This window comes from Streptomyces sp. NPDC002044 (genome assembly GCF_040296725.1).
Lineage (GTDB): Bacteria > Actinomycetota > Actinomycetes > Streptomycetales > Streptomycetaceae > Streptomyces > Streptomyces antarcticus.
Map to the genome: position 1 here is coordinate 38,125 of NZ_JBEOXU010000027.1, position 21,778 is coordinate 59,902.

General features: G+C 74.2%; 21 protein-coding genes. 5 read left to right on the top strand and 16 right to left on the bottom strand.

Annotation, left to right across the window (positions count from 1 at the left end):
* Positions 1 to 174 precede the first annotated feature (174 nt).
* Positions 175 to 549 (top strand): hypothetical protein, encoded by a 375-nt coding sequence (locus tag ABT106_RS10130; protein WP_351274941.1) that lies wholly within the window; start codon positions 175 to 177, stop codon positions 547 to 549.
* Here ABT106_RS10130 and ABT106_RS10135 read toward each other — a convergent pair.
* The 5 genes from ABT106_RS10135 to trpC form a co-directional block, all read right to left on the bottom strand.
* On the bottom strand, positions 474 to 1,352 hold the full coding sequence (locus ABT106_RS10135) for an alpha/beta hydrolase (protein ID WP_351274943.1): 879 nt from the start codon (positions 1,350 to 1,352) through the stop codon (positions 474 to 476). The genes ABT106_RS10130 and ABT106_RS10135 overlap by 76 nt on opposite strands.
* Before the next feature lie 171 nt (positions 1,353 to 1,523).
* Entirely contained in the window at positions 1,524 to 2,789 is a 1,266-nt protein-coding gene (kynU, locus tag ABT106_RS10140) for a kynureninase (RefSeq protein WP_351274945.1), read from the bottom strand.
* On the bottom strand, positions 2,782 to 3,627 hold the full coding sequence (locus ABT106_RS10145; protein WP_351274947.1) for a tryptophan 2,3-dioxygenase: 846 nt from the start codon (positions 3,625 to 3,627) through the stop codon (positions 2,782 to 2,784). Before ABT106_RS10145 ends, kynU begins: the two co-directional genes overlap by 8 nt.
* A 197-nt stretch (positions 3,628 to 3,824) precedes the next feature.
* Entirely contained in the window at positions 3,825 to 4,238 is a 414-nt protein-coding gene (locus ABT106_RS10150; RefSeq protein WP_351274949.1) for a DUF3151 domain-containing protein, read from the bottom strand.
* Between the two features lie 50 nt (positions 4,239 to 4,288).
* Positions 4,289 to 5,086 (bottom strand): indole-3-glycerol phosphate synthase TrpC, encoded by a 798-nt coding sequence (gene trpC / locus ABT106_RS10155; protein ID WP_351274985.1) that lies wholly within the window; start codon positions 5,084 to 5,086, stop codon positions 4,289 to 4,291.
* A gap of 639 nt (positions 5,087 to 5,725) precedes the next feature.
* Here trpC and ABT106_RS10160 point away from each other — a divergent pair.
* Positions 5,726 to 6,904: an IS701 family transposase gene (locus tag ABT106_RS10160; RefSeq protein WP_351274951.1), complete on the top strand. Its 1,179-nt coding sequence runs from the start codon at positions 5,726 to 5,728 to the stop codon at positions 6,902 to 6,904.
* A gap of 107 nt (positions 6,905 to 7,011) precedes the next feature.
* Here ABT106_RS10160 and ABT106_RS10165 read toward each other — a convergent pair whose 3' ends face one another.
* Positions 7,012 to 9,096: a helix-turn-helix domain-containing protein gene (locus tag ABT106_RS10165; protein WP_351274953.1), complete on the bottom strand. Its 2,085-nt coding sequence runs from the start codon at positions 9,094 to 9,096 to the stop codon at positions 7,012 to 7,014.
* 289 nt (positions 9,097 to 9,385) lie between these two features.
* Between ABT106_RS10165 and ABT106_RS10170 the strand changes: the two genes are divergently transcribed.
* Positions 9,386 to 10,084: an FAD/NAD(P)-binding protein gene (locus ABT106_RS10170; RefSeq protein ID WP_351274955.1), complete on the top strand. Its 699-nt coding sequence runs from the start codon at positions 9,386 to 9,388 to the stop codon at positions 10,082 to 10,084.
* Here ABT106_RS10170 and ABT106_RS10175 read toward each other — a convergent pair.
* Positions 10,061 to 10,441, bottom strand: a complete 381-nt coding sequence (locus tag ABT106_RS10175) for a winged helix-turn-helix transcriptional regulator (RefSeq protein WP_351274957.1) — start codon at positions 10,439 to 10,441, stop codon at positions 10,061 to 10,063. The genes ABT106_RS10170 and ABT106_RS10175 overlap by 24 nt on opposite strands.
* Positions 10,442 to 10,542: 101 nt before the next feature.
* Between ABT106_RS10175 and ABT106_RS10180 the strand changes: the two genes are divergently transcribed.
* A complete protein-coding gene (locus ABT106_RS10180; protein WP_351274959.1) occupies positions 10,543 to 10,950 on the top strand; it encodes a RidA family protein in 408 nt (135 codons plus the stop codon).
* A gap of 55 nt (positions 10,951 to 11,005) precedes the next feature.
* Here ABT106_RS10180 and ABT106_RS10185 read toward each other — a convergent pair whose 3' ends face one another.
* The 4 genes from ABT106_RS10185 to ABT106_RS10200 all read right to left on the bottom strand — a co-directional run bounded on the left by ABT106_RS10185 (position 11,006) and on the right by ABT106_RS10200 (position 14,638).
* Positions 11,006 to 11,812 carry an AfsR/SARP family transcriptional regulator gene (locus ABT106_RS10185; RefSeq protein WP_351274961.1) on the bottom strand — a complete coding sequence of 269 codons (807 nt, stop codon included), beginning with the start codon at positions 11,810 to 11,812 and terminating at the stop codon, positions 11,006 to 11,008.
* Positions 11,813 to 12,120: 308 nt separating this feature from the next.
* Positions 12,121 to 12,879 carry a ScbR family autoregulator-binding transcription factor gene (locus ABT106_RS10190; protein ID WP_351274963.1) on the bottom strand — a complete coding sequence of 253 codons (759 nt, stop codon included), beginning with the start codon at positions 12,877 to 12,879 and terminating at the stop codon, positions 12,121 to 12,123.
* A 143-nt stretch (positions 12,880 to 13,022) separates the two neighbouring features.
* On the bottom strand, positions 13,023 to 13,814 hold the full coding sequence (locus ABT106_RS10195) for a glucose 1-dehydrogenase (RefSeq protein WP_351274965.1): 792 nt from the start codon (positions 13,812 to 13,814) through the stop codon (positions 13,023 to 13,025).
* An 83-nt stretch (positions 13,815 to 13,897) separates the two neighbouring features.
* Positions 13,898 to 14,638, bottom strand: a complete 741-nt coding sequence (locus ABT106_RS10200; RefSeq protein WP_351274967.1) for an HAD family phosphatase — start codon at positions 14,636 to 14,638, stop codon at positions 13,898 to 13,900.
* Between the two features lie 377 nt (positions 14,639 to 15,015).
* Between ABT106_RS10200 and ABT106_RS10205 the strand changes: the two genes are divergently transcribed.
* Positions 15,016 to 16,011: a ScbA/BarX family gamma-butyrolactone biosynthesis protein gene (locus tag ABT106_RS10205; protein ID WP_351274969.1), complete on the top strand. Its 996-nt coding sequence runs from the start codon at positions 15,016 to 15,018 to the stop codon at positions 16,009 to 16,011.
* A gap of 192 nt (positions 16,012 to 16,203) precedes the next feature.
* On the opposite strand, the gene fbaA is transcribed toward ABT106_RS10205, so the two are convergent.
* The 5 genes from fbaA to ABT106_RS10230 form a co-directional block, all read right to left on the bottom strand.
* Complete coding sequence (fbaA, locus tag ABT106_RS10210) at positions 16,204 to 17,226, bottom strand: class II fructose-bisphosphate aldolase (RefSeq protein WP_351274971.1); 1,023 nt, start codon at positions 17,224 to 17,226, stop codon at positions 16,204 to 16,206.
* Between the two features lie 308 nt (positions 17,227 to 17,534).
* A complete protein-coding gene (pyrE, locus tag ABT106_RS10215; RefSeq protein ID WP_351274973.1) occupies positions 17,535 to 18,074 on the bottom strand; it encodes an orotate phosphoribosyltransferase in 540 nt (179 codons plus the stop codon).
* 30 nt (positions 18,075 to 18,104) lie between these two features.
* Positions 18,105 to 18,890, bottom strand: coding sequence for an aldose epimerase family protein (locus ABT106_RS10220; RefSeq protein WP_351274975.1), 786 nt, complete (start codon positions 18,888 to 18,890; stop codon positions 18,105 to 18,107).
* A 27-nt stretch (positions 18,891 to 18,917) separates the two neighbouring features.
* The gene (locus ABT106_RS10225; protein WP_351274977.1) at positions 18,918 to 19,772 is read right to left on the bottom strand and encodes an SRPBCC family protein; all 855 of its coding nucleotides are present in this window, start codon (positions 19,770 to 19,772) and stop codon (positions 18,918 to 18,920) included.
* Between the two features lie 33 nt (positions 19,773 to 19,805).
* Positions 19,806 to 21,449: a polyamine aminopropyltransferase gene (locus tag ABT106_RS10230; RefSeq protein WP_351274979.1), complete on the bottom strand. Its 1,644-nt coding sequence runs from the start codon at positions 21,447 to 21,449 to the stop codon at positions 19,806 to 19,808.
* Positions 21,450 to 21,778: the final 329 nt, after the last annotated feature.

Sequence of the window (21,778 nt, forward strand, 5' to 3'; positions counted from 1 at the left end):
GCGTTCCCAGACTTCCGAATCCTCAAGTCCGGGACATGGAAAACGGTAGACCTGAGCCGCCACAGTGAAGGCGTGAACACTGAAAGTGACGCCCTCAACTCCCCCGCCCCGGACTGGATTCCGGCCGCCGGAATCGGAATGCGCAAGGCAGGAGTGCTATTTGACGCAGTACGTGTGGACGGTGACACCGGACGGAGCCTCGCCGATCTCCTCGTCACGCTCACAGCCGGTGACCCCGGGCCGATCGTCACACAATGCAACGGCCGGCGGCCGACCTACTTCCTGATCCCCGTCGGCGGCGCCGCGTACCGGATGTGGCCCGAGGGGTTCACCCGACTGACCTCCGGGCCGCTGCGCAGCAGCTACGTACCCGTCCCGGCACTCGACGGCTGCTGGCCGCTCGCCTGGCGGTGCCCCCCGGGCCCCGGGGGCCGGCTCGTGCACGCCGTACTGCTGCACCGCGCGGCCGGTCTCTACCAGGCCAGTTGCGAGATCTCCTCCAAGACCACCGCGCACGCGTCCGCCGCCGGGTCGATCAGCGGGAAGTGACCGACGCCGTCCAGCAGCGTCAGCCCGACCAGCTCGCCCGCACGGGCCGCCGCGGCCACGTACGACTCCGCCACCCGTTCCGGGACCACGATGTCGTCCCGGCCCTGGACCACCGCCGTGGCGATCCCGGTCGGCAGCAGGGCCGAGGGGTCGACGTACGGCAGCCGCTCCGTGAAGTGAGCGGGCCCGCCCAGCAGTTGCGCGCTCGCGCCCCCGCACACGCCCAGCTCCTGCGCCACCGCGAAGTCAGCGATGGGGGCCAGTGCCACCACGCCGCGCAGCAGCGGCGCGGAAGGCAGCCTCCACGGCGATCCCGGCGGCAGGACGTGCCGGGCCGCGGCCCACAGCGCGAGGTGGCCGCCGGCCGAGTGGCCCGTGACGACCGTACGGCGGACGTCGGCGTCCGGGAGCGCGGCCGCGGCGAGGTCCGGGAGGGCGTCCAGCGCGGCGGCGACGTCGTCGAAGGTCTCGGGCCAGCGTCCCGCGACGGGGCCGTCGGCGTTCTGGTGCGGAACCGGACTGCCGCGCCGGTACTCGACATTGGCCACGGCGTAGCCGCGCCGGGCCAGGAAGTCGGCGAAGGGGGTGACGTGCTGCCGGTCGTACGGGGCCCGCCAGGCCCCGCCGTGCAGCAGGACCACCAGCGGGACCGGGCCGCGGGCCGCGCCGCGCGGGGCGTAGAAGTCGACGACCTGGTCGGGGTGGTCCCCGTACGCGGCGGTGGTGTCCGGTGCGACGGGCGGGTGGGCGAAGGCCGAGGCGGCCTCGGCGGCGTCCCGTTCCACTGCGGCGGGGTCCGTCATCGGCTCAACCTCTCGGTAACGCGTGGGGCAGCGGGGACAGATGTCCCGGTGTTCCGGCAGAGCGGGACCGTATCAGTCTGGAACGGCGCGTTCCGTGCGGGGGCGTGGATGTACGACGGCGGGCGGAGCCGTAGCCCCGCCCGCCGCGTGAGGTGACGTTTCGCTACCGGGTCACCCGAAAATGTGACCCAGGGTGCGCGCGGCACGCTCGACATCGGCGAATCCGACGTAGAGCGGGGTGAAGCCGAAGCGCAGGACGTCGGGGGCGCGGAAGTCCCCGACGACGTCGCGGGAGATGAGCTCCGCCATGATCGCGCGGGCGTTCTCGGCGCGCAGGGACACCTGGCTGCCGCGGTGGGCGTGCCGGACCGGGGTGACCGACTCGACGCGGCCGCTCGGGACGTACGCCGCCACGCATTCGAGGAAGAAGTCGCTCAGGGCGAGGGACTTGGCGCGCACCGCCTCGACGGAGACCCCGTCCCAGACGTCGAGCGCCGCTTCCAGGGCCAGCATGGACAGGATGTCCGGGGTGCCGACCCGGCCGCGCCGCGCTCCGTCGGCCGGGACGTAGCCCGGGGTCATGGCGAAGGGGTCGGCGTGCCCGGTCCAGCCGGGGAGCGGGGAGTCGAAGGCCGTCTGGTGACGCTCGGCGATGTAGAGGTACGCGGGGGAACCGGGGCCCCCGTTGAGGTACTTGTACGTACAGCCGACCGCGAGGTCCGCACCGTGGGCGTCGAGGCCGACGGGCAGGGCGCCCGCGGAGTGGCACAGGTCCCAGACGACGACGGCCCCGGCGGCACGGGCCGCCGCGGTCAGCGCGCCGAGGTCGTGCAGCCTGCCGGTGCGGTAGTCGACGTGGTTGAGGAGGACGACGGCGGTGTCCGCGTCCATCGCCTCCGCCGCGTGCGTGGGGTCCACCGGGGTGACGGTCAGGCCGGTCATCCGGGCCGCCGAGGCGGCTATGTAGCCGTCGGTGGGGAAGGTGGCGGCGTCGACCAGCATGGTCGTGCGGCCGGGGACGGCGAGGCGGGCCGCGCCGACGAGGGCCTTGAAGAGGTTGACGCTGGTGGAGTCGCCCACCACCACCTGGCCGGGGGCGGCGCCGATGAGCGGGGCGAGCTTGTCGCCGATCCGCTCGGGCGCGGTCCACCAGTCGGATTCGTCCCAGGAGCGGATGAGGAGCTCGCCCCACTGCCGCCGGGCGACGTCCTCCAGGGTGCCGGGCACGCCGGACGGCAGGGCTCCGAGGGAGTTGCCGTCCAGGTACACGAGGCCGTCGGGCAGGGTGAAGCGGTCGCGGAGCTTGCCCAGCTCGTCGGCGGTGTCCAGCAGTGCGGCGCGGGCCGCCAGGTCCCCCGTGAGGGGGGCCGCAGCGGGCGCGGCAGCGGCGGGGGCGGCGGTGCGGTCGGGGGCCTCGGGGGCCGTCGGCTCAGACATGGCTGCGCGCCGTCCACAGCTCCGGGAAGACGTTCTTCGTCGCGCGCTTCTCCAGCCAGGCCACCCCGGCGGAGCCGCCCGTGCCGGTCTTGGCGCCCATCGCTCGGCGGGTCGCCACCAGGTGGTCGTTGCGCCAGCGCCAGACCAGCTCGGCGACGTCCGTGAGGACCTCGCCGAGGCGGTGCAGGTCCGCGTGGGCGTCGGGGTCGGCGTACAGGGCCGTCCAGACGGCCTCGACCTCGGCGGAGGGCTCGTAGCGCTGCGAGAGGTCGCGGTCCAGGACGGCGGGCGGGACGGGCAGGCCGCGGCGGGCCAGGAGGCGCAGGACCTCGTCGTACAGGCTGGGCTCGTGCAGGGCCTTCTCCAGCTCCGCGTGGACGCGCGGGGCGCCGCGGTGCGGAACCAGCATGGAGGCGGACTTGTCGCCGAGCAGGAACTCCATCCGGCGGTACATCGCCGACTGGAAGCCGGAGCCCTCGCCGAGGGCGGAGCGGTAGGAGTTGAACTGGCCGGGCGTGAGCTGGGCGAGCGGGCGCCAGGAGGCGTTGAGGGCCTCCAGCTCGCGGAGGGAACGTTTCAGCGCGTCCATCGCGACCGGCAGCCGGTCCTCGCGGACGGCCTTCGCTGCGGTCTCCCACTCGTGGACGATGACCGTGAACCACAGCTCCATGACCTGGGTGGTGACCAGGAAGACCATCTCGCCGGGGTCGTCCGAGCGGAGGTGCTGGAGGTGGGTGAGGACGTCCGCCTGGACGTAGTCCTCGTACGGGGTGGTGCCGTCGAAGTCGAGGTTCGGGGTGTCCGAACCGGCTCCGGAGGCATCAAGGGTGTTCGACATCGCTGTCTCCTCGACACGTGCTTCCGGGTAGCGGTCCGCTCCTTCCGTTGGGTGAGTGGAGCCCCGGTCCCCTGCCCGCATCATAGGACGCGCTCGCGGCGGCGCTCCAGCGGGGAGTGACGCAGGTCACACGCATGTGTCCCGCGTCACCCGCCGGCGACCCGCCGCCGGCTCGTCGCCGACCCGCCGCCGGACGCTCAGGCGCCCAGCGCGTCCGCCGCCGCCGGGGAGGAGTCGCGCAGGAAGGTGGAGCAGCGCTCGTACTCCTCCTTCTCGCCGATCGCCCCGGCCGCGCGCGACAGGGCGCCGAGGGCGCGCAGGAAGCCGCGGTTCGGCTCGTGCTCCCACGGGACCGGGCCGTGGCCCTTCCAGCCGGAGCGGCGCAGGGCGTCCAGGCCGCGGTGGTAGCCGGTACGGGCGTAGGCGTACGACTCGACGGTGCGGCCGGCGGCGAACGCCTCGTCGGCCAGGACCGCCCAGGCGAGCGAGGAGGTGGGGTGCGCGGCCGCGACCTCGACGGCGGGGGTCCCGGCGGCGATGGCCTCGCGGCCCGGCTCGTCGGGGAGGTGGGTGGGGGCGGGGCCCCCGAGGAGGTTCTGGTGAATGGACATGGGCACAGTCTGTCGGAACGGGTACGGGGACGTACCGCCGACCGGGTCGGTCAGCGGGGCGGGTGGGAGGCCGGGCGGCGGCGGGCCCCCGCGGCGACCAGGGCGGCCACCGCGCGGCGGGGTGCGCGGGAGGTCACCAGGGCCTCGCCGACCAGGACCGCGTCCGCGCCCTCGGCGGCGTACGCGGCCACGTCACCGGCGTCGCGGATCCCCGACTCGGCGATCCGGACCACGTCGTCGGGTATCGCGGCGGCGAGCTTCGCGAAGGTCCGGCGGTCCACTTCCAGGGTGCGCGGGTCGCGGGCGCTGACCACGGCCAGGCGCGCTCCGGCGGCGACCGCGCGGACCACGTCCTCCCGGGTGTGCACCGCGACCAGTGGGGTCAGCCCGATGTCCTCGGCGAGCCGTACCAGCACGGCCAGTTCGGCCCCGGATGTCGCGGCCGCGGTCAGCAGCGCGAGATCGGCCTGATGGGCGCGGGCCTCCCACAGCTGGTACGGGGAGACGACGAAGTCCCGGTGCAGGACCGGTACGCCGACCCGCGCGCGGACCGCGTCGAGGTCGGCCAGGCCGCCGCGGAAGCGGCGCTGCTCGGTGAGGACGCTGACGGCCGCGGCGCCGCCCGCCTCGTACGCGGCGGCCAGCGCGGCCGGGTCGGGTACGCCGGCGAGCGGTCCCGCGGAAGGGCTCGCCCGCTTGATCTCGGCGATGACCTGGACGCCCTCGGGCCGGCGCAGGGCGGCCACCGCGTCGATGGGCGGCGGGCCGACGGCGGCCAGGCTCTTCAGGTCGCCGAGCGGCACCCGGAGTTGACGTACGGTCAGGTCGGCGCGGACGCCCTCGACGATGGCGGCGAGCGCCCTCCCCGTACTGCCCGCGCCGACCGCACGGCCCGCGCTGCCCGCGCTTCCCGTGCTTCCCGCGCTTCCCGCGCTGCCCGGCCCGCTCGTGCGGACCGGCCCGCCCGTGCGGACCGCCGCGGTCCGCGGCCCGCGGTCCCGGATCGTGCTCAAAGGAGTCCTCCCGCTTTCCGTGCACGGCGTGCCCCCGGCACCCGGGCACGGCGATCGGCCGATGTGTCACGTACCGCGATCCTCGGGCCCCCGGTTCCGGCGGGCAACGTCCACCCGGCCCGTATGTCACCTCCGCGGTGGTCCGGCCACCGCGGAGGTGACCCCCGGGCCCGTGCCGCCCCGGGGGGTGGTGACGGGACACCACCCCCGGCCCCCAGCCCGGTGGCCGCAACACCTCCCCCGCCCGCGGGCCGCCGGTGGACGGTGGGACCGCAGAAGACTCAGCCAAGGGGGCAGGTCGTGACCACCGTCATGAACACCATCGTCCGGAAGGAAGGAACCGCCGCGAGGGCGCAGGGGGCACAGGCGACGCGGGGGGTGCAGGGGGCACAGGCGATGCCAGGGGTGCAGGGGTCCTCAGGGGTACCGGGGGCGCAGGAGGCCCCAGAGGCGCAGGGGGGCCGTGCCCGCACGGTGCGCGCCCGGCGCGACCCCCTCGACGAGGTGACCGAGGACCTGTGCGCCACGGTCCTCGCCTCGCTCCCCCGCAAGGACCAGCGGGAGAAGGGCCTGCGGTACGTACGGGGGCTGCTCACCACCAGTGGACGCAAGTCGATCCGCGGCATCGCCGCGCAGGACGGCGGGCCCGCCGCCGAGCAGAGCCTGCACCACTTCATCTCCAGTTCCACCTGGGACTGGCAGCCGATCCGCACGGCCCTCACCCGCCACCTCGCGGCCAACGGCCCGCTCGCGGCCTGGGTCGCCCAGCCGATGGTCATCCCCAAGGGCGGCGAGCACTCGGTGGGCACGGGCCACCGGTTCGATCCGCACCAGGGGCAGATGTTCCGCGGGCAGCAGGCGTTCGGCACCTGGTTCACCTCGCCCGAGATGGCCACCCCCGTCGGCTGGCGGCTGTTCCTGCCGGACTCCGAGGGTCCCGCGGAGGTACGGGCCAACACCGCCCGCCACACCACCGCCGGGGACGCGCCCGCGCACGCCGCGCCGTACGAGGAGTGCGCCGCCCTCGGCGTCATCGAGACCGTCCGCGGCAGCGGCCTGCCCGTCCGCCCCGTGGTCCTCGACATCCGGGACATCGGCACCCGGCTGACCATGAACCGCTTCGCCGAGGCCCGCGTGCCCGTCATCGCCCGGATCAGCCCGGCCGGCAGGCTCCTGGTCACCGATCCGTCGCTGCCCGGCTACGGCTCCGGCGCCCTGAACGCCGGGGACCTCCTCCAGTCCGTCAAGGGCCTGCGCATGCCCGTCGAATGGCCCGACCCGGCCGGCTCCCCGGCACAGCGCAGCACCCTCGCCGCGGCCGTCCGCGTGATGATGCCGGACCCCTCGCCGGCCCGCCGCCGCCAGCTGCTGCTCATCGGCGAGTGGACCGACCCGCGCAGGCCGCCGTCCCAGCTGTGGATCACCGACCTGACCCGGCCGGCCGTCGGGCCGCTGCTGCGGATGACCAAGCAGGCCCGCCGCGTCGCGCACTGCGCCCAGCACACCGGGCGGGACGTGGGCCTGCGCGACTACGCCGGCCGCTCCCTGCACGGCTGGCAGCGGCACGTCACCCTGGCCTCCGTCGCCCACGCCGCCCACGCCCTGGCCGGGCAGGAGCGGCAGCGGCCGTACCCGGTGCCCCCGCCGCGCTGACCCGCCCGGGGCGGGGGCCCGTACGGGGGCGGACGTACGGGGGCGGGGCGTACGGGGACGGGGACGGGGCGCGGTCCGTGCCGGGCCCGTACTGCGGTGGGCCGCGCCTACGCCGTGCCGGACCGCTGCCGGTCCGCTTCCGTACGCCGGTCGTGCAGCACCCCGCGGGCCTTGCGCAGCCGCAGCGCCATCTGGATCTCCAGGGCGCGGTCCGGCTTCTGCCAGAGGGGGCCGAGCAGTTCGGCGATCCGGTCCAGACGGCGGGAGACGGTGTTGGCGTGGACGTGCAGGACCTCGGCGGCGTGGGTGGGACTGCCGCCCGAGTCGAAGTACGCCTCCAGGGTGCGCGTCAGCTCCGTGACGCGGACCGCGTCGTACGCGAGGACCGGCCCGACCGTCGCTTCGATGAACGCGTCCACATCGTGGTCGGTGGACAACAGCAGCCCCAGGAAGCCCAGTTCGCTGAGCGAGGCGGTACCCCCGGCACCGTCCAGCGCGGTCAGGGCGTCCAGGCAGCGCACGGCCTCCGCGTACACCCGGGCCACCTCGCCCGCGCCCGCCGAGGGCCCGGCCGCCCCGGTGGACACCGGGTGCCCCAGCATCGGCGACAGCTCGGCCGAGACCCGGCGGGCGGCGGCCGAGGCGTCGGAGCCGGGCAGCACCAGCACGATGCAGCCGCGGCGCACGCCCTTGAGGCCGTTCATCCGGTACGCGTACGAGGACGCCCACGCCACGGCCTTGCCCAGCTCGCCGCCCTCGGGCCGGGCCACCACCACGACGTGCGGCTCCTCCAGCTCCACGCCCAGACGCCGGGTGCGCTCCAGCAGGTGCCGGTCGGAGCGCTCGGAGCGGTCGGCGCGGCCGGACCGGTCCAGCAGGTCCTGGAGGAGTTCCTCGTGGACCGGGCCCTCCGCGGCCGCCGTGCCGCGCTGGATCAGGACCAGCGCTGCCACCGTCTGCGCGGCCATCTGCAACAGCCGTACGTCCTCCGCCGTCAGCGGGGCCGAGGCGTGCAGCACCAGGACCCCCAGGTCCTCGGCGCCGGCCAGCACCGGGGCCAGCCACACGTCGCCGGGCAGTTCCACCGGCCGCCGGTCGGTGTGCACCACCAGCGCCGCCCGGGCCACGGCCTCCTCGTCGAGGCCGGCGGGCAGCGGCCCGGTGGAGACCAGCGGGCGGCCGCCCGGATCGCGTACCTGAAGGACGCCGTCGAGCGCGTCCGCGGTGGCCCGGGCCACCGTCGGCAGGCCCGCACCGTCCAGGACCAGCCCGGCCAGCCGGGCGTGGCACTCCCACAGGTAACGCACCCGGGTCAGTGCCGTGTTGGTGCGGGAGCCGAACCGTTCCAGCTCGCCGGCCTCCGCACGGACCCGCTCCAGCTGCCCGGCGCGCTCGACGGCGACGGCCGCCAGGTCCGCGAGGGACAGCAGCAGCCCGGTCTCGTCCGGGGTGAAGCGGCGCACCGTGCGTACGGCCCCGCAGAGCGCGCCCAGGGTCGAGTCCCCGGCCGCCCGCAACGGCACCGCGACGACCGCCCGCAAGCCCTCGGCCCGGACCGCCCCGTCCACGGCGGGCCCGCGCGGGACGGCCCCGTCGGCCGGGTAGTCGGCGGTCCACACCGGCGCGCGGCGGGCCTGCGCCATCCCGCCCAGCCCGGTACGGGCGCCCAGGTCCAGGCCCGCGCTCAGCACGGTGGTCCCGCCCTCGGAGGCCCGTACGTACGCCGTGCCGTCCGGCCGGTCCAGCGCGATCCAGGCCACGTCCAGGCCGAGCAGCCGGCCGGCCCGGCGCAGGACCACGCGCAGCAGGGCGTCCAGGTCGTACGCGGAGGTGAGGTCGTGCGCGGTGTCCGCGAGCGCGGTGTGCGCCGCCGCCCGGGCCGGGCCCACGTCAGTGGTGGGGGTGGTGGGGGTGCCGGTGCCTGTGGTGCCGGTGCCTGTGCCTGTGCCTGCGGTGCCCGGGCCGCTTGTGCCGCTCGTGCCGCTGTCCGCGTCCCTGGCCGTCCGGACCGCGCGGGCCAGCTTCAGCGCCCGGGTCAGCCCGTCGAGCCGCACCCCGTCCGCGCCCGAGGCGCGGGCCTCGTCCAGCAGGGCGTCGAACCGGGCTTGCGGGGCGTCCTGGGCGAGCAGCTCCAGCACGGCGAGCGCCCCGCCGTTCCCCGGCCCGACGGCGGCGCCGATGTCCCGATGCATCTCTGTCTCCCCCCGGCTGACCAGTACTTTCAGGCCAGATGACCCGAACCTAGGTTCCGGGTGCCGAGGGGTCAAGCGGATCCGTCGCAGGTGAGGGGCGTCCGCGGGGCGCTCCCCGGCCGCCGGGGCCGCCAGGAGTGACGCCGGGTCCCGTGCGCCACCGGGCCCCGGGCCACCACCGACCTGACGGACCATCGGATCGGCCTTTGACCGTACCGCGCACGGAAAAGCACCCTTCCGGCGATGCCGCACGCGGCCCCACTGCCCCTCCGCGGAACGGAGCCCCCGCATGACCTCCCTCCACTCCCCCACCGAGCTGTGTCTGGTCGGCGCGGGCGCCCGCGGCCTCTCGGTCCTGGAGCGGCTGCTCGCGCGGGAGCGCGGCGCCGCACGCCACGGCTCCCTGCTCATCCACGTCGTCGACCCGGCCGCTCCGGGCGCGGGCCCCGTTCGGCCCGCGGGGTGGTCCGGCCGCGAACCGCGCGTGGAGACCGCCGCGTCGGAGATCACCGTCTACGCGGACACCGGCACCGGATCCGGCGGCCCGGCCGGGCGCGGCCCGAACCTGTACGAGTGGGCCCGGTCCCTGGCCCGGTCGGCCGAAGCGGGCGAGCAGGGGGCGTACGGCGGGCACGGCGAGCACCCCGCGTACGGCGAGCACGGCGCGCGGACCCTCGCCGAGGCCCGCCGCCTCGGCCCCGGGAGCCATCCGACGGCCGCCCTCCACGCCGCCTATCTGCGCGACGCGTTCGAGCACCTGATGCGGAACACCCCCGCGCACGTCGCGGTCGAAGTGCACCGCGCCCGGGCCGTGTCGGTCACCGGCGTCCACGACGGCCACGGCGTCCACGGCGTCCACGGCGTCCACGGCGTTCCGGACGGCCCCCGGGCCGTCCGCCTGGACGACGGGACCCACCTCGACGGGCTCGACGGCGTCATCCTCGCCCTCGGTCCGAAAGAGGCGCTAGCCGCCGAAGCCGCGCCGTGAGGCTTCGATGTGGCCGAGGTACCGGTGGGTCCAGTCGCACATCCGGTGGACGGTCTCGCGCAGGGCGCGGCCCGGCTCGGTGAGGGTGTACTCGACCCGCGGCGGCACGGTGGGGTGGACCTTCCGCTCGGCCAGGCCGTTGCGCTCCAGCATGCGCAGGTTCTGGGTGAGCATCTTGTGGCTGATCCCCTCGATCTCGTCGCGCACCTCGCTGAAGCGCAGCGTCCGCTCCCCCAGCGCATCGATGATCAGGAACGCCCACTTGTTGGCCACGTCCGAGAAGATCTCCCGTGCCAGGGAGTCCGCGCGCGTCAGATCCGCGTCGTCCGGCGAGCCGCTGAACTGCTTGGTCACCATGAGGTTCCCCTGTCACCAAAAAGTGCGTTCTTCCATGTCAGCGGCCACTCTCTTACGGTTCCCGAGTAACCACAAGTGACCACGACGAGGAGGCGGGCAGCATGGCCATCACCCTGGTGAACCCCGAGGGACTACCGGAAGTCGGCGCGTACCGTCAGGTGTCGATCGCGACCGGTTCGAAGCTGGTCTTCATCGCCGGACAGGTCGCCTGGGACGCCGACGGCGCCACGGTCGGCGAGGGCGACCTCGCGGCTCAGGTCGAGCGGTGCTACCTCAACGCCGGCACCGCCCTGGCCGCCGCCGGCGCCACCTTCGACGACGTGGCGAAGCTGACCGTCTACGTCGTCGACTGGACCCCCGACAAGATGCCCCTCTTCCTGGAGGGGGTGGCCCGCGCGGCCGCACGGCTCGGCGGCACCCCGGTACCTCCCGGCACCCTGATCGGCGTCGCGGCCCTGGACGTCCCCGACCACCTGGTGGAGATCGAGGCCACCGCGGTCATCGACTGAGCCCCGGGCACCCGGAACGGCCCCCCGGAGCGCACGGGGCGGCTCCGGCTTCGGCTCAGGCGCACCGCGCGCCGGGCGGGCCCATCAGCACGGCCCGGCGCAGGGCGCGTACGGCCGCCGCGGGGCTGCGGCCGCCGTCCGCGTCGAGCGCGGCGGCCAGGGAGTGCAGGTGGCGCAGCGACCCCACGCGCCGCCCGGAGCGGCGCAGGGCCGCCAGGTACGGTTCGTCCGGCTGCTCCCGGCCGCCGGACCGGGACTCCCGGCCGCCGTGCCGGGCGAGGAGCACGGAGAGTTCGGTGTGCAGCTCGCGGTGGCGGCCCAGGACGAGACCGGCTTCGACCCACTGCCCGAGGACGGCGAGCCGGGACTCCTCCAGGAACGCGATGCGGGCGCCCAGCCAGCGCCCCGCCTCGACGCCCGCGAAGGCCGGGCCGGTCCACAGGTCGAGGGCTCCGCGCAGCCGGCGGACCGCGGTGTCGAAGTCGCCCCGGGCCATGGCCCGGTAGCCCGCGCCCGCGCCGCGCTCGAACTCGTCGAGGTCGCAGCGGCCGCCGCCGGTGTCGAGAAGATACCCGCCGGGTACCGACGGCAGGACGTCCTCGGCGGTGCGCGCCGCATCCGGACCGGCGTCCAGCGCGGCGGCCAGCCGGTCGCGCAGGACGCGCACCGCGGAGTGCGCGACGGCCCGGGCGTGTTCGGGCGGTACCCGGCCGGCCAGCTCGTCGGCCAGTACGGACACGGGAACCACCTGGTTGGCGTGGGCGGCGAGGACGGCGAGGACGTGCCGGGCCGCCGGGGTGGGCGCCACGACGGGCACACCGTTCTCGGTGACGCGGAGCCCTCCGAGTACGTCGATGTCCACAGTTCGCTCCCCCAGAGATGGCCGGACACGGCGACGATGGCGACGCCGTTCCGGGAAAAAATAATACCGGGAAGGATTTTTTGGCAACCCGTCTCCGCCCACCGGACACGAAACAGCCCCGGACCGCCCGTGGAAACATCCACCCGCGCCCTGCGAGCACCCCACCCGCAGCCGGCCCCGAACCGCCCCCGGACATGCGGACGCCCCGGACGGAGCACCCCCTCGCGCGGGGTCCCCTCGTCCGGGGCGTCCGCCCGGCCCTCAGGCGCGGGCGCGCACGGCGGGCCGTCCGGCCGGCGCCGGACCCGTCAGGCGCCGGCTCCGGCGCCGGCCTCCGCGGTCACCCGCGGGCCGGGTTCCCCTCCCCCCGTCGCGAGGACGGGAACTCCCGAGGCACATCCGTAGGCGCAGGGGTGCGTCCCCTGCGGGCCGTAGAGCGCCCGCGCCCCCCGGCCCGGGGCGGTGTCCAGCCGGATCGCCAGCGACGGCACCACGACGTTGGGCATCACGTGCGTGTACAGCGCCGACACCTGCTCGTCCAGGTCCAGGTCCAGCATCTGCGACATCATGTTGAGGCCCGCGTACGACCCGACGATCAGCTGCGACGGAACGACCGGATCGACCGTCGGCATCAGCTCGCCACGTGCCTTGGCCTGCGTCATCAGGGAAACGTGCATCTCGATCCACGCGGCGTACGGCGAGGCCCGGTCCAGGCTCAGCGTGGTCTGGTCGAGGGTGAGCCGGGCGCTGGCCCGCATCAGCGAGTCGTGCCGCAGCCGGTGCGAGAAGATCATCCCGATGTCGACGAACTCCTGCACCTTGTACTCCTGGGGCGCCGCGTTCGGGGCCGACGCCACCTGGGCGTCGACCACCGCCTGCGCGAGGTGCTCCTTGGAGTCGAAGTGGAAGTAGAGCGCGCCCTTGGTCACCCGGGCGATGTTGACGATGTCGGAGAGCTTCGCCGCCTCGTACCCACGCTCCTCGAACACCACCGCCGCCGCCTCGAGGATCGCCTGCCGGGTTCGCACCGCGCGGTCCTGCTTGACCTGGGGTCGTTCTGTCCTCATGTGCCGAGCCCTCTCCTGCCCCCGTCGGTCATGCCGCTGCGCTCAGAGTTCCCCCGGCAGCCGGCGGGTGAACCGTCCTCACCCACCATCCCCCGTACCCGGTATCTTTTCATGCCCCCGGGTACGTTCCTGTGCGTGCAGTTTCACACCATCACGAAGCCGCCGTCCACAGGCATCGTGACTCCTGTGACGAAAGACGCCCTGTCGCTGCACAGCCAGGCGGCCGCCTCGGCGATCTCGGCCGGCTCCGCCGTCCGCGGCTGGGGCGTACCGGCGTGCAGCTGGGCCTCGATCCCGGGCACCGCCGCGAACCACTCCTGGACCACCTCGGTCCGCGTGGTGCCCGGCGCCACCGCGTTGACCCGGATGCCCCGGGCCGCGTACTCGGCCGCGGCCGCCTTGGTGAGGCCGATGACCGCGTGCTTGGCCGCGACGTACGGCGCCGCCACCGGGGTGGCCAGCAGTCCGCCGACGCTGCTGTTGTTGACGATCGACCCGCCGCCGGTCTCCAGCATCGCGGCGATCTCCGGGCGCAGGAAGTTCCACACCCCGTCGACGTTGACCCGCATGATCCGCTCGTACAGGTCGTCGTCCATCTCGTGCAGCGGCGTCCGGCCGGTCCCCCAACCGGCGTTGTTGAAGGCGCAGTCGAGCCGGCCGAAGGACTCGACCGCCAGGGCCACCGCCGCCTCGGCATCCGCGCGTACGGTCACGTCCGCCACCGCGTAGCGCGCCTGCGCGCCCTGCTCCGACAGCTCCGCGACCAGCTCCCGGAGCAGTTCCTCGCGCCGCGCGACGAGAACGACGCTCGCGCCCTCCCGCGCGAAGACCCGGGCGGCGGCGGCTCCGATGCCGCTGCTCGCCCCGGTGATCAGCGCGACCTTGCCCTCCAGCAGACCCTGCCGCTGTCCCTGCGCCTGTATCCGCACCTGCATGCCGCTCCCCTTCACCCGTTCACCCGTTCGCCCCTCTGCGCGTTCACCATGTCACCGGCTGACCGGTTCACCGGTTCACCGGCTCACACGTACGTCCTCGCACCGCGCTCCGCGCCCGCCACACCCGCCGCGTCCGTCGCACCCGCCGCGTCCGCCGCCTCGGCGTCCACCGCGCGCAGCAGTTCCTCGTCGATCTCGTCGAGCGAGCCGACCAGGTGGCGCACCCCCGCCTCGCGCATCTGCTGCCCCTGGAAGCCGTGTTCGAAGGGGCTCGGGTGCCCGATGAACGACGCCCCCAGGCCGAACGCCGCCTCGGCGACCCGTGCCACGTCGTCCACGAAGAGCGCCTGCCCGTGGTCGAGACCGAACACGTCGACGGCGATCTCGTGCACCCCCGGGCGGAAGGAGTCCGTGCTGACGTACCCGGGGCCGTCGAAGAGGTGCGCGAGGTGGCCGAGGTAGTGGTCGAAGTGCCCCTTGTCGAGACCGCCGTAGCAGACGGTCCGCAGCCCGAGCCCGCGCAGCCGGTGCAGCAGCTCCGCGACCCCGGGCAGCACGTGCAGCGGATGCCGCTCCAAGTGGGCGGCCCGCTCCTCGAAGTAGACCTCCAGCACCTTGTCCGCGGTCCAGTCCACCCCGGCCGCGCGGCCCATCGCCAGCGCCGCGACCGCACGGGGCTGGGAGAAGATCCCGCGTTCCACTTCGCCGTCGTAGGACCCGCCGCGGCTCGTGACGAAACCGTGGATGACCGGACTGAAGGTGTCGTTGAGGAGGACGCCGTCGATGTTCAGGGCGGCGAGCCGCAGTTGCCGCAGGGGCTGCATGGCGCTCCGATCGTGCGGGGGAGGCCGGCACGGGCTGTTTTCGGGCAGATGTGGCCCGCGCGCCTGGCGGGCCCCCCGAAAAATACCTACCAGTACGCGGAGTGCCGCGCGTTGAGAAAGATACCGGATGCCGGTTCCGCCATCCGGCCCGGCAGCTCTCGGACTCTATGGCGTAGACCACATCAGAAACCGGATCTGACCTGGGCAATCTTCACAATTGAGCCACCCGGGCATTGAATCGGGCTATGGCCTGCGTCACTCTGTACGGACGGGCGTGGGTTCCTCGGGTAATCATCTGAGAGATAATCAAACCCTGAAGTACGTACTTTGTTGGCAGTAGAAGTTTGTTGTATCCGGCCATGATGACGAGGGACTTCATGATCACGACTCTGGAACCGATGGACTTCAGTACCTCAGCCTCGACCACGAGCTGTGTCTGTCCGGCCGGCTCGGACGACGGCCGGGCGACCACGGTTCCGAGGGCGCTGGTCCACCGCGCGGCCTTCGCCGAGGTCTTCCTGACCGGCATGTGCCGCCCCGCGGAGAACCTCTTCCACATCACCGCCCAATGGCCGCGCGGGCACTGCTTCTTCACCCCCATCGGGGGCACGCACTACGACCCGATGCTGATCGCCGAGACCGTCCGGCAGGTCGGCTCGTACCTCGCCCACGAGGCTTTCGGCGTGCCGCTCGGACACCAGTTCCTGCTCTGGTCCCTGGAGTACTCCACCGTTCCCGAGAACCTGGTGATCGGCAGGGCTCCGGCCGACCTCGACCTGACGGTCACCTGCCCCGAGATACGCCGCCGCGGCAACCGGCTCACCGCGCTCTGCTACGAGGTGGTGATCCGTCAGCACGGCCGCGTCGTCGCGACGGGCCGCGTGGGCTACACCGTCACCTCGCCGGCCGTCTACCGGCGGCTGCGCGCCGAGCAGCTCGCCAAGGAGCCCGTGGCCTCGCTCCCGCCGGCCTCGGTCCTGCCCGCCGCCGTCGGCCGGCTCTCGCCGTTCGACGTCGTGCTCGCCGACGGTCCCCGTCCGGGGGTCTGGCGGCTGCGCTACGACACCCGCCACCCCGTGCTCTTCGACCACACCGGCGACCACCTGCCCGGCATGGTCCTCCTGGAGGCCGCCCGGCAGGCAGCGGTGGCCCTCGGCGGCGGGGGCGACGTACTGCCCGTCTCCGTCATCAGTAGCTATCAGCGCTACGCCGAGTTCGGCAGCCCCCTGTGGATCCACGCGGAACCCGCCCCGACCGGGCTGGGCGACGCGGACACCCGGTCGGTGCGGGTGACGGGCATCCAGGACGGCGAGCAGGTCTTCGCCGCCCTGGTGGGCACCGAGCCGGTCGACGCCGTCCCGCCGATGCGCTGACGGGACCACCGCGCCGACGGGACCGGCGCCCCGGCGGCGCGCACGAGCGGGCGGGGCGACCCGGCCGGCGCGGCGGACGCGCCACGCCGGCCGCGCCCCGTCGACGACCCAAGGGTCTGCCGGTCCGGGGGGACCGGCAGACCCTTGGTACGTACTGCCTGGTGATGCGGTCTGCCTGGTGGAGCGGTACCGCTACTTCAGCCGGGTACCGGTGGAGCGCAGGTTCGCGCACGCCTCGGTGACGCGCGTGGCCATGCCCGCCTCGGCGGCCTTGCCCCAGGTGCGGGGGTCGTACTTGGACTTCGTGCCGACCTCGCCGTCGACCTTCAGCACCGCGTCGTAGTTGCGGAACATGTGGTCCACGACCGGGCGGGTGAAGGCGTACTGGGTGTCGGTGTCGAGGTTCATCTTCACGACGCCGTTCTCCAGCGCGGTGGCGATCTCCTCGGCCGTGGAGCCCGAACCGCCGTGGAAGACGAAGTCGAACGGCGAGGACGTGCCGTACTTCTCGCCGACGCCGGCCTGAAGGTCCTTGAGGAGCTCGGGACGCAGGACGACGTTGCCCGGCTTGTAGACGCCGTGCACGTTGCCGAAGGAGGCGGCCAGCAGGTAGCGGCCCTTCTCGCCCAGGCCCAGGGCCTCGGCGGTGCGGAGCGCGTCGTCGACGGTGGTGTACAGCTCGTCGTTGATCTCGTGGCTGACGCCGTCCTCCTCGCCGCCGGTCGGAGTGATCTCGACCTCAAGGATGATCTTCGCGGCGGCGGCCTTGGCCAGCAGCTCCTGGCCGATGGCCAGGTTGTCGGCCAGGGTCTCGGCGGAGCCGTCCCACATGTGCGACTGGAAGAGCGGGTTCAGACCGCGGGCCACGCGCTCGGCGGAGACCTCGATCAGCGGACGCACGTAGCCGTCCAGCTTGTCCTTGGGGCAGTGGTCCGTGTGCAGCGCGACCGTGATGTCGTACTTCGCGGCCACGATGTGCGCGAACTCCGCCAGGGCGACGGCGCCCGTGACCATGTCCTTGTTGTACTGGCCACCCAGGAACTCCGCACCACCGGTGGAGATCTGGATGATGCCGTCGCTCTCGGCCTCCGCGAAGCCGCGCAGCGCGGCGTGCAGGGTCTGGGAGGAGGTCACGTTGATGGCCGGGTAGGCGAACTTGCCTGCCTTCGCCCGGTCGAGCATCTCGTTGTAGACCTCGGGGGTTGCGATGGGCATCTGTCCGCTCCTTGGATGTGCGGGGAGTGTGCTTATTGCGGGCCCTGACCTGGGGGCGACGTCATCGTCGCGCCTATCTTTCCAGACTCCGCGCGACACTCCACCCCGCCGGTCACACGAGGCGGGCAGAACGTGCCGGGGTGTTTCACGTGAAACACCCCGGCGGCTCACAAAACAGCAGGTCAGAGCCTACTCAGGGACGTCCGGGGACCTTCGTCACCAGTTGTGACCACGGTCCCGCAGGCCGGAACCCTATGGTCCGGGGCAGCCCGGGGCGGTCCGGACCGGCCCGGCGCGGGACGTCGGACCTAGGACAGGCCGAGGTCCCCAAGGCGGTAGCCGGTGAGGTACGGCAGGCCCGCGGCCGCGATGGCGTCGGCCGCCCCGCGGTCGACGATCGTGGCGACGGCGACGACCTCGCCCCCGGCCTCACGGACCGCCTCGACGGCGGTCAGCGGGGAGCCGCCGGTCGTCGAGGTGTCCTCGACGACCAGGCAGCGCTTGCCCTTCACCTCGGTGCCCTCGATGCGGCGCTGCATGCCGTGCGCCTTCTGCGCCTTGCGGACGACGAAGGCGTCCAGGCGCCCGCCGCGCGCGGCGGAGGCGTGCAGCATCGAGGTCGCGACCGGGTCGGCGCCCAGGGTCAGGCCGCCGACGCAGTCGAAGTCCAGCCCGGCGGTCAGGTCGAGCATGACCTGACCGACCATCGGGGCCGCCTCGCCGTCGAGGGTGATCCGGCGGAGGTCGATGTAGTAGTCGGCCTCACGGCCGGAGGAGAGCGTCACCTTGCCGTGCACGACGGCCTTGTCCTTGATCTGCTGCAGAAGCGCATCGTGTACGTCAGTCATGGCCCTGAGCTTAGACGGCCCCCTCCGGCGTCAGCCGAGCCGCCGCCAGGCCCACGTGGTGGAGATTTCCAGCGGGTCCACGGGGGTGACCAGGCGGGGCAGGCTGTTCAGCCCGTTCGGCGGGCCGGACTGCGGCTCCACGCAGACCGCCTCGGCCTCCTCGTCGTAGACGACCACCCACTCGGCGCGGCTGGTCACCCTCAGCTCCAGAGCGCCGGGCCAGGTGAGGGTGACGTCGACCCCCTCCGGCATCCCGAAGCAGTCGTCCCACGGGCCGGGCAGCGGGTCGATCCGGTTGCCGGTGGGGAGATGGTCCTCACCCCGCTCCTCCTGCCAGCCGGCGGTGAAGTCGACGCGCACGTCCTTCCCGGTCCCGAGGTCGCGGCGGAACCACGGGTGCCAGCCGGCCTGTGCCGGGAAGGAATCCTCGTAGGTCTCGATGCCCAGGGTGAGGGTCATCGCGTTCTCGGACAGCTCGACGATCTGGGTGACGCGGCCGGGGTAGGGCCACGGGTCAGCGAGGTCGTACGTGAACACGGCGTCCGAGGGGCCGGCGGAGGCCCGGCGCCAGGCGGCGTCGCGGCCGAAGCCGTGGATGGCGTGCGGCGGGTGGTTGACCGGCAGCTGGTGGACGGTCGCACCGTCCTGGAACCGGCCGTTCTCGGTCCGCCCGCACCACGGGACCATGGGGAAGGCCCCGTAGTGCGCGCCCTGGCGCAGCAGTTCCGTCCCGTCGATGCGCAGGCTGCTGATCCGGCAGCCGTTCTCCTGGTCGACGGTCACCTCGGCGCCACCGGCGCTCAGTTGCGTACTCATGCCGCCGACCCTAGTGCGGGCCGGTCGTCAGCGTCGGCGGCGCAGCGCCCTGCCGAGTACGACGGCCGAGGCCACGGCGAGGGCGGCGGCCGGGGCGAGCCAGCGCAGGCTGTCCCCGGCCGCGCCGCCGGAGGGTGCGGGGACGGGGGCGTAGCGGCCCCTCGGCGGCGCGTGGTCCACCTCCTCGGCACTGCGGCCGATCATGGTGCGGCGGGCGTGCGCGGCCTCGGCCGGGGGCCGCGGGGCCCCGGCCGGCTCGTCCGGGGCCCCGGCGAGGAACGGGTCCGGGGACGGGGCCGGCGCGTCGGTCCCGTACAGGGACTCCGTGACCTCGCTGATCTCCTCCCCGGCGGCGTCGGCTTCCTCTCCGGCCTCGCCCTCGGCGACGGGATCGGAGTCGTCGGCGGCCGCCCGTACCGGCTCGGCTCCGTCCGCGGCCGCCTCGGCCGGCTCGCCCGCGACGGCGGCCAGTTGCTCGGCCGTCCGGTCCAGCAGCCGGCGTACGGCGGTGGCGGTGGCCCCCGGCGTGAACGCGGCCGCGCGCCCGTCGGCGGCACCCTCGGCGGTGAACTCCAGCCGGGTCCCGCCGTCCGCCGGGATCATCCGCAGCTCCACCGCGACCGTGACGGTGCCGTGGCCCCGGACCTCGGTGCCCTCGCCGTCGGCGGTGAAGCGGCCGGGGGTCCGCTCGGTGACGATCAGCGCGCCCCGGTAGGTCACGGTGTGCCCGCCGACCCGGACCTTCAGCCGGCCCGAGAGCGGCCCCGAAGCCGCGTCGGCGTCCTGCTGGAGTCCGGGTACGCACCGGGCGACCCGGACGGGGTCGCGCAGTACGGCGCGGAGGTCGTCGGGCGGTACCGGAACGAACACCTGATGCTCCATGCGGCCGAGCCTACCGACGAGACCCGTGCCGGGTCACGAATACCGCGGGTGCGGCAGCGTCGACGGCGGGAGTCCGGGCACCCGGGTCCGCTCCGTGTCGCGCGCGGCGTCCTGGAGGGACCGCGTCGACAGCGAACGCAGCCCCGGCGTGTCGCGGTCGACGCGCAGCGCGGGCACCTGCTCGCGGGCGGCGAGGACGAAGCCCCAGTCCTGCGGCGGTGCGGTTCCGAGGAGCCGCGGGGTGCGGTCGGGTCCGGCGGCGAAGCCGGAGAGGCGTCCGCCCGCGCTGTAGGGGGCGGTCCGCAGGCCGGCGGCGCGCAGGGTGGACTCGACGGTCCAGTACGAGCGCGGCCGCGCGGCCATCGGCCCGGCGTGCACGGCGAGCCGCCCGCCGGGGCGCAGGGCCCGTGCGGCCAGCCCGTAGAACTCCTGCGAGTACAGCTTCGTGCTGGGGGTGATGCCCGGGTCGGGGAGGTCGGAGACGATGACGTCGAACCGGTCCCGGGCGGCCGGCTGGCGCAGCCAGCCGAAGGCGTCCTGGTTGACGACGCCGAGGCGCGGGTCCCCGTACACCCCGGCGTTGAGCGCGGAGAGCATCGGATCGGTGCGGGCGAGGCTGACCACGCCGGGGTCGAGTTCGACGACGGTGACCGAGTCGACGTCGGGGTAGCGCAGCACCTCGCGGGCGGCCAGCCCGTCGCCGCCGCCGAGCACCAGGACCCGGCCGTGCGGGCCGGTCATCGCGGGGTGCACGAGCGCCTCGTGGTAGCGGTACTCGTCGTACCCGCTGACCCGCAGCCGCCCGTCGAGGTACAGGTCGAGGGAGCGCGGGGAGCCGGCCCGCGGCCCGGTGAGGACGAGTTCCTGCACCCCGGTCTGGACGGCGACGCGGACCTCCCCGCCGTACACGGCCCGCCGGGCGACCCGTTCGAAGTCGTCGGCGAGCACGGTGGCGCTGCCGAGGACGGCCAGGACGGCCGCGTTGAGGACGATCAGGATCCAGCGGGAGCGCCGGCTCAGGTCGCGGCGGAACAGCCACAGCACGAGCCCGCCGCCCGCGACCACGTTCACGGTGCCGGTGAGCAGGGCGCCGGTGAGCTGGCCGAACAGCGGCAGCAGCAGGAACGGGAAGGCGAGGCCGCCGACCAGGGCGCCGACGTAGTCGGCGGCGAAGAGGTCGGCGACGGCGCCGCCCGCGTCCTGTCTGCGGATGCGCTGAATGAGGACCATCAGCAGCGGGATCTCCGCGCCGATGAGCACCCCGATGGCGAAGGAGAACGCGACGAGCGCGGGGCGGGACTCGCCCAGCCAGGCGAAGCTCGCGTACAGCGCCATGGCCGAGAGCCCGCCGAGCAGGGCGAGCGCGGCCTCGATGGCGCCGAAGCCGAAGGCGGGCCGGTGGCACAGCCGCTTCGCGAGCAGGGAGCCGACCCCCATGGCGAAGACCATGACGGACAGGACGACCGACGCCTGGGTCACGGAGTCGCCGATGAGGTAGGTCCCGAGGGCGAGCAGCTCCAGTTCGTACACCAGCCCGCAGGCGGCGCAGACGAACACCGTGGCCAGGACGAGGAGTCGGCCGGTCCGGGGCCGTACGGGCAGGACGGCCTGGACGGTCGCCGCGTCCCGCGGCTCCGGGGCCGGGAGCACCCGGCGCGGGACGGAACGGTCGATCATGAAGCGAACCGTACGGTACGGCCCACCCACACCCTGTCACCCACATGGGTGTAAGTGGCGTACTGATTAGGCCAGTTGGCGTAACCGGACCGCACCACCCGCGCCCCGCGAGCGCCGCCCACGCCGGGACGGGACGCACCGGGACAGACACGGACCGGCCCGGACACGGACCGGCCCGGACACGGACCGGCCCGGACGCGGCGGCGCTCCCTAGAGCAGCGCCGGGCTGTCCATCGCGGCTGCGGCCGCGGGGGGGGGCGCCGCCGCCCCCCCCCCCCCCGCCCCCCCCCCCCGCCCCGGGGGGGGTGGGGGGGAAGGGGGGGGGGGGA

Coding starts and splice junctions, on each gene's coding strand:
- ABT106_RS10135 (WP_351274943.1), bottom strand. CDS start 1,352: ATGACGGACCCCGCCGCAGTGGAACGGGACGCCGCCGAGGCCGCCTCG.
- kynU (WP_351274945.1), bottom strand. CDS start 2,789: ATGTCTGAGCCGACGGCCCCCGAGGCCCCCGACCGCACCGCCGCCCCC.
- ABT106_RS10145 (WP_351274947.1), bottom strand. CDS start 3,627: ATGTCGAACACCCTTGATGCCTCCGGAGCCGGTTCGGACACCCCGAAC.
- ABT106_RS10150 (WP_351274949.1), bottom strand. CDS start 4,238: ATGTCCATTCACCAGAACCTCCTCGGGGGCCCCGCCCCCACCCACCTC.
- ABT106_RS10165 (WP_351274953.1), bottom strand. CDS start 9,096: ATGCATCGGGACATCGGCGCCGCCGTCGGGCCGGGGAACGGCGGGGCG.
- ABT106_RS10170 (WP_351274955.1), top strand. CDS start 9,386: ATGACCTCCCTCCACTCCCCCACCGAGCTGTGTCTGGTCGGCGCGGGC.
- ABT106_RS10175 (WP_351274957.1), bottom strand. CDS start 10,441: ATGGTGACCAAGCAGTTCAGCGGCTCGCCGGACGACGCGGATCTGACG.
- ABT106_RS10180 (WP_351274959.1), top strand. CDS start 10,543: ATGGCCATCACCCTGGTGAACCCCGAGGGACTACCGGAAGTCGGCGCG.
- ABT106_RS10190 (WP_351274963.1), bottom strand. CDS start 12,879: ATGAGGACAGAACGACCCCAGGTCAAGCAGGACCGCGCGGTGCGAACC.
- ABT106_RS10195 (WP_351274965.1), bottom strand. CDS start 13,814: ATGCAGGTGCGGATACAGGCGCAGGGACAGCGGCAGGGTCTGCTGGAG.
- ABT106_RS10200 (WP_351274967.1), bottom strand. CDS start 14,638: ATGCAGCCCCTGCGGCAACTGCGGCTCGCCGCCCTGAACATCGACGGC.
- ABT106_RS10205 (WP_351274969.1), top strand. CDS start 15,016: ATGATCACGACTCTGGAACCGATGGACTTCAGTACCTCAGCCTCGACC.
- fbaA (WP_351274971.1), bottom strand. CDS start 17,226: ATGCCCATCGCAACCCCCGAGGTCTACAACGAGATGCTCGACCGGGCG.
- pyrE (WP_351274973.1), bottom strand. CDS start 18,074: ATGACTGACGTACACGATGCGCTTCTGCAGCAGATCAAGGACAAGGCC.
- ABT106_RS10220 (WP_351274975.1), bottom strand. CDS start 18,890: ATGAGTACGCAACTGAGCGCCGGTGGCGCCGAGGTGACCGTCGACCAG.
- ABT106_RS10225 (WP_351274977.1), bottom strand. CDS start 19,772: ATGGAGCATCAGGTGTTCGTTCCGGTACCGCCCGACGACCTCCGCGCC.
- ABT106_RS10230 (WP_351274979.1), bottom strand. CDS start 21,449: ATGATCGACCGTTCCGTCCCGCGCCGGGTGCTCCCGGCCCCGGAGCCG.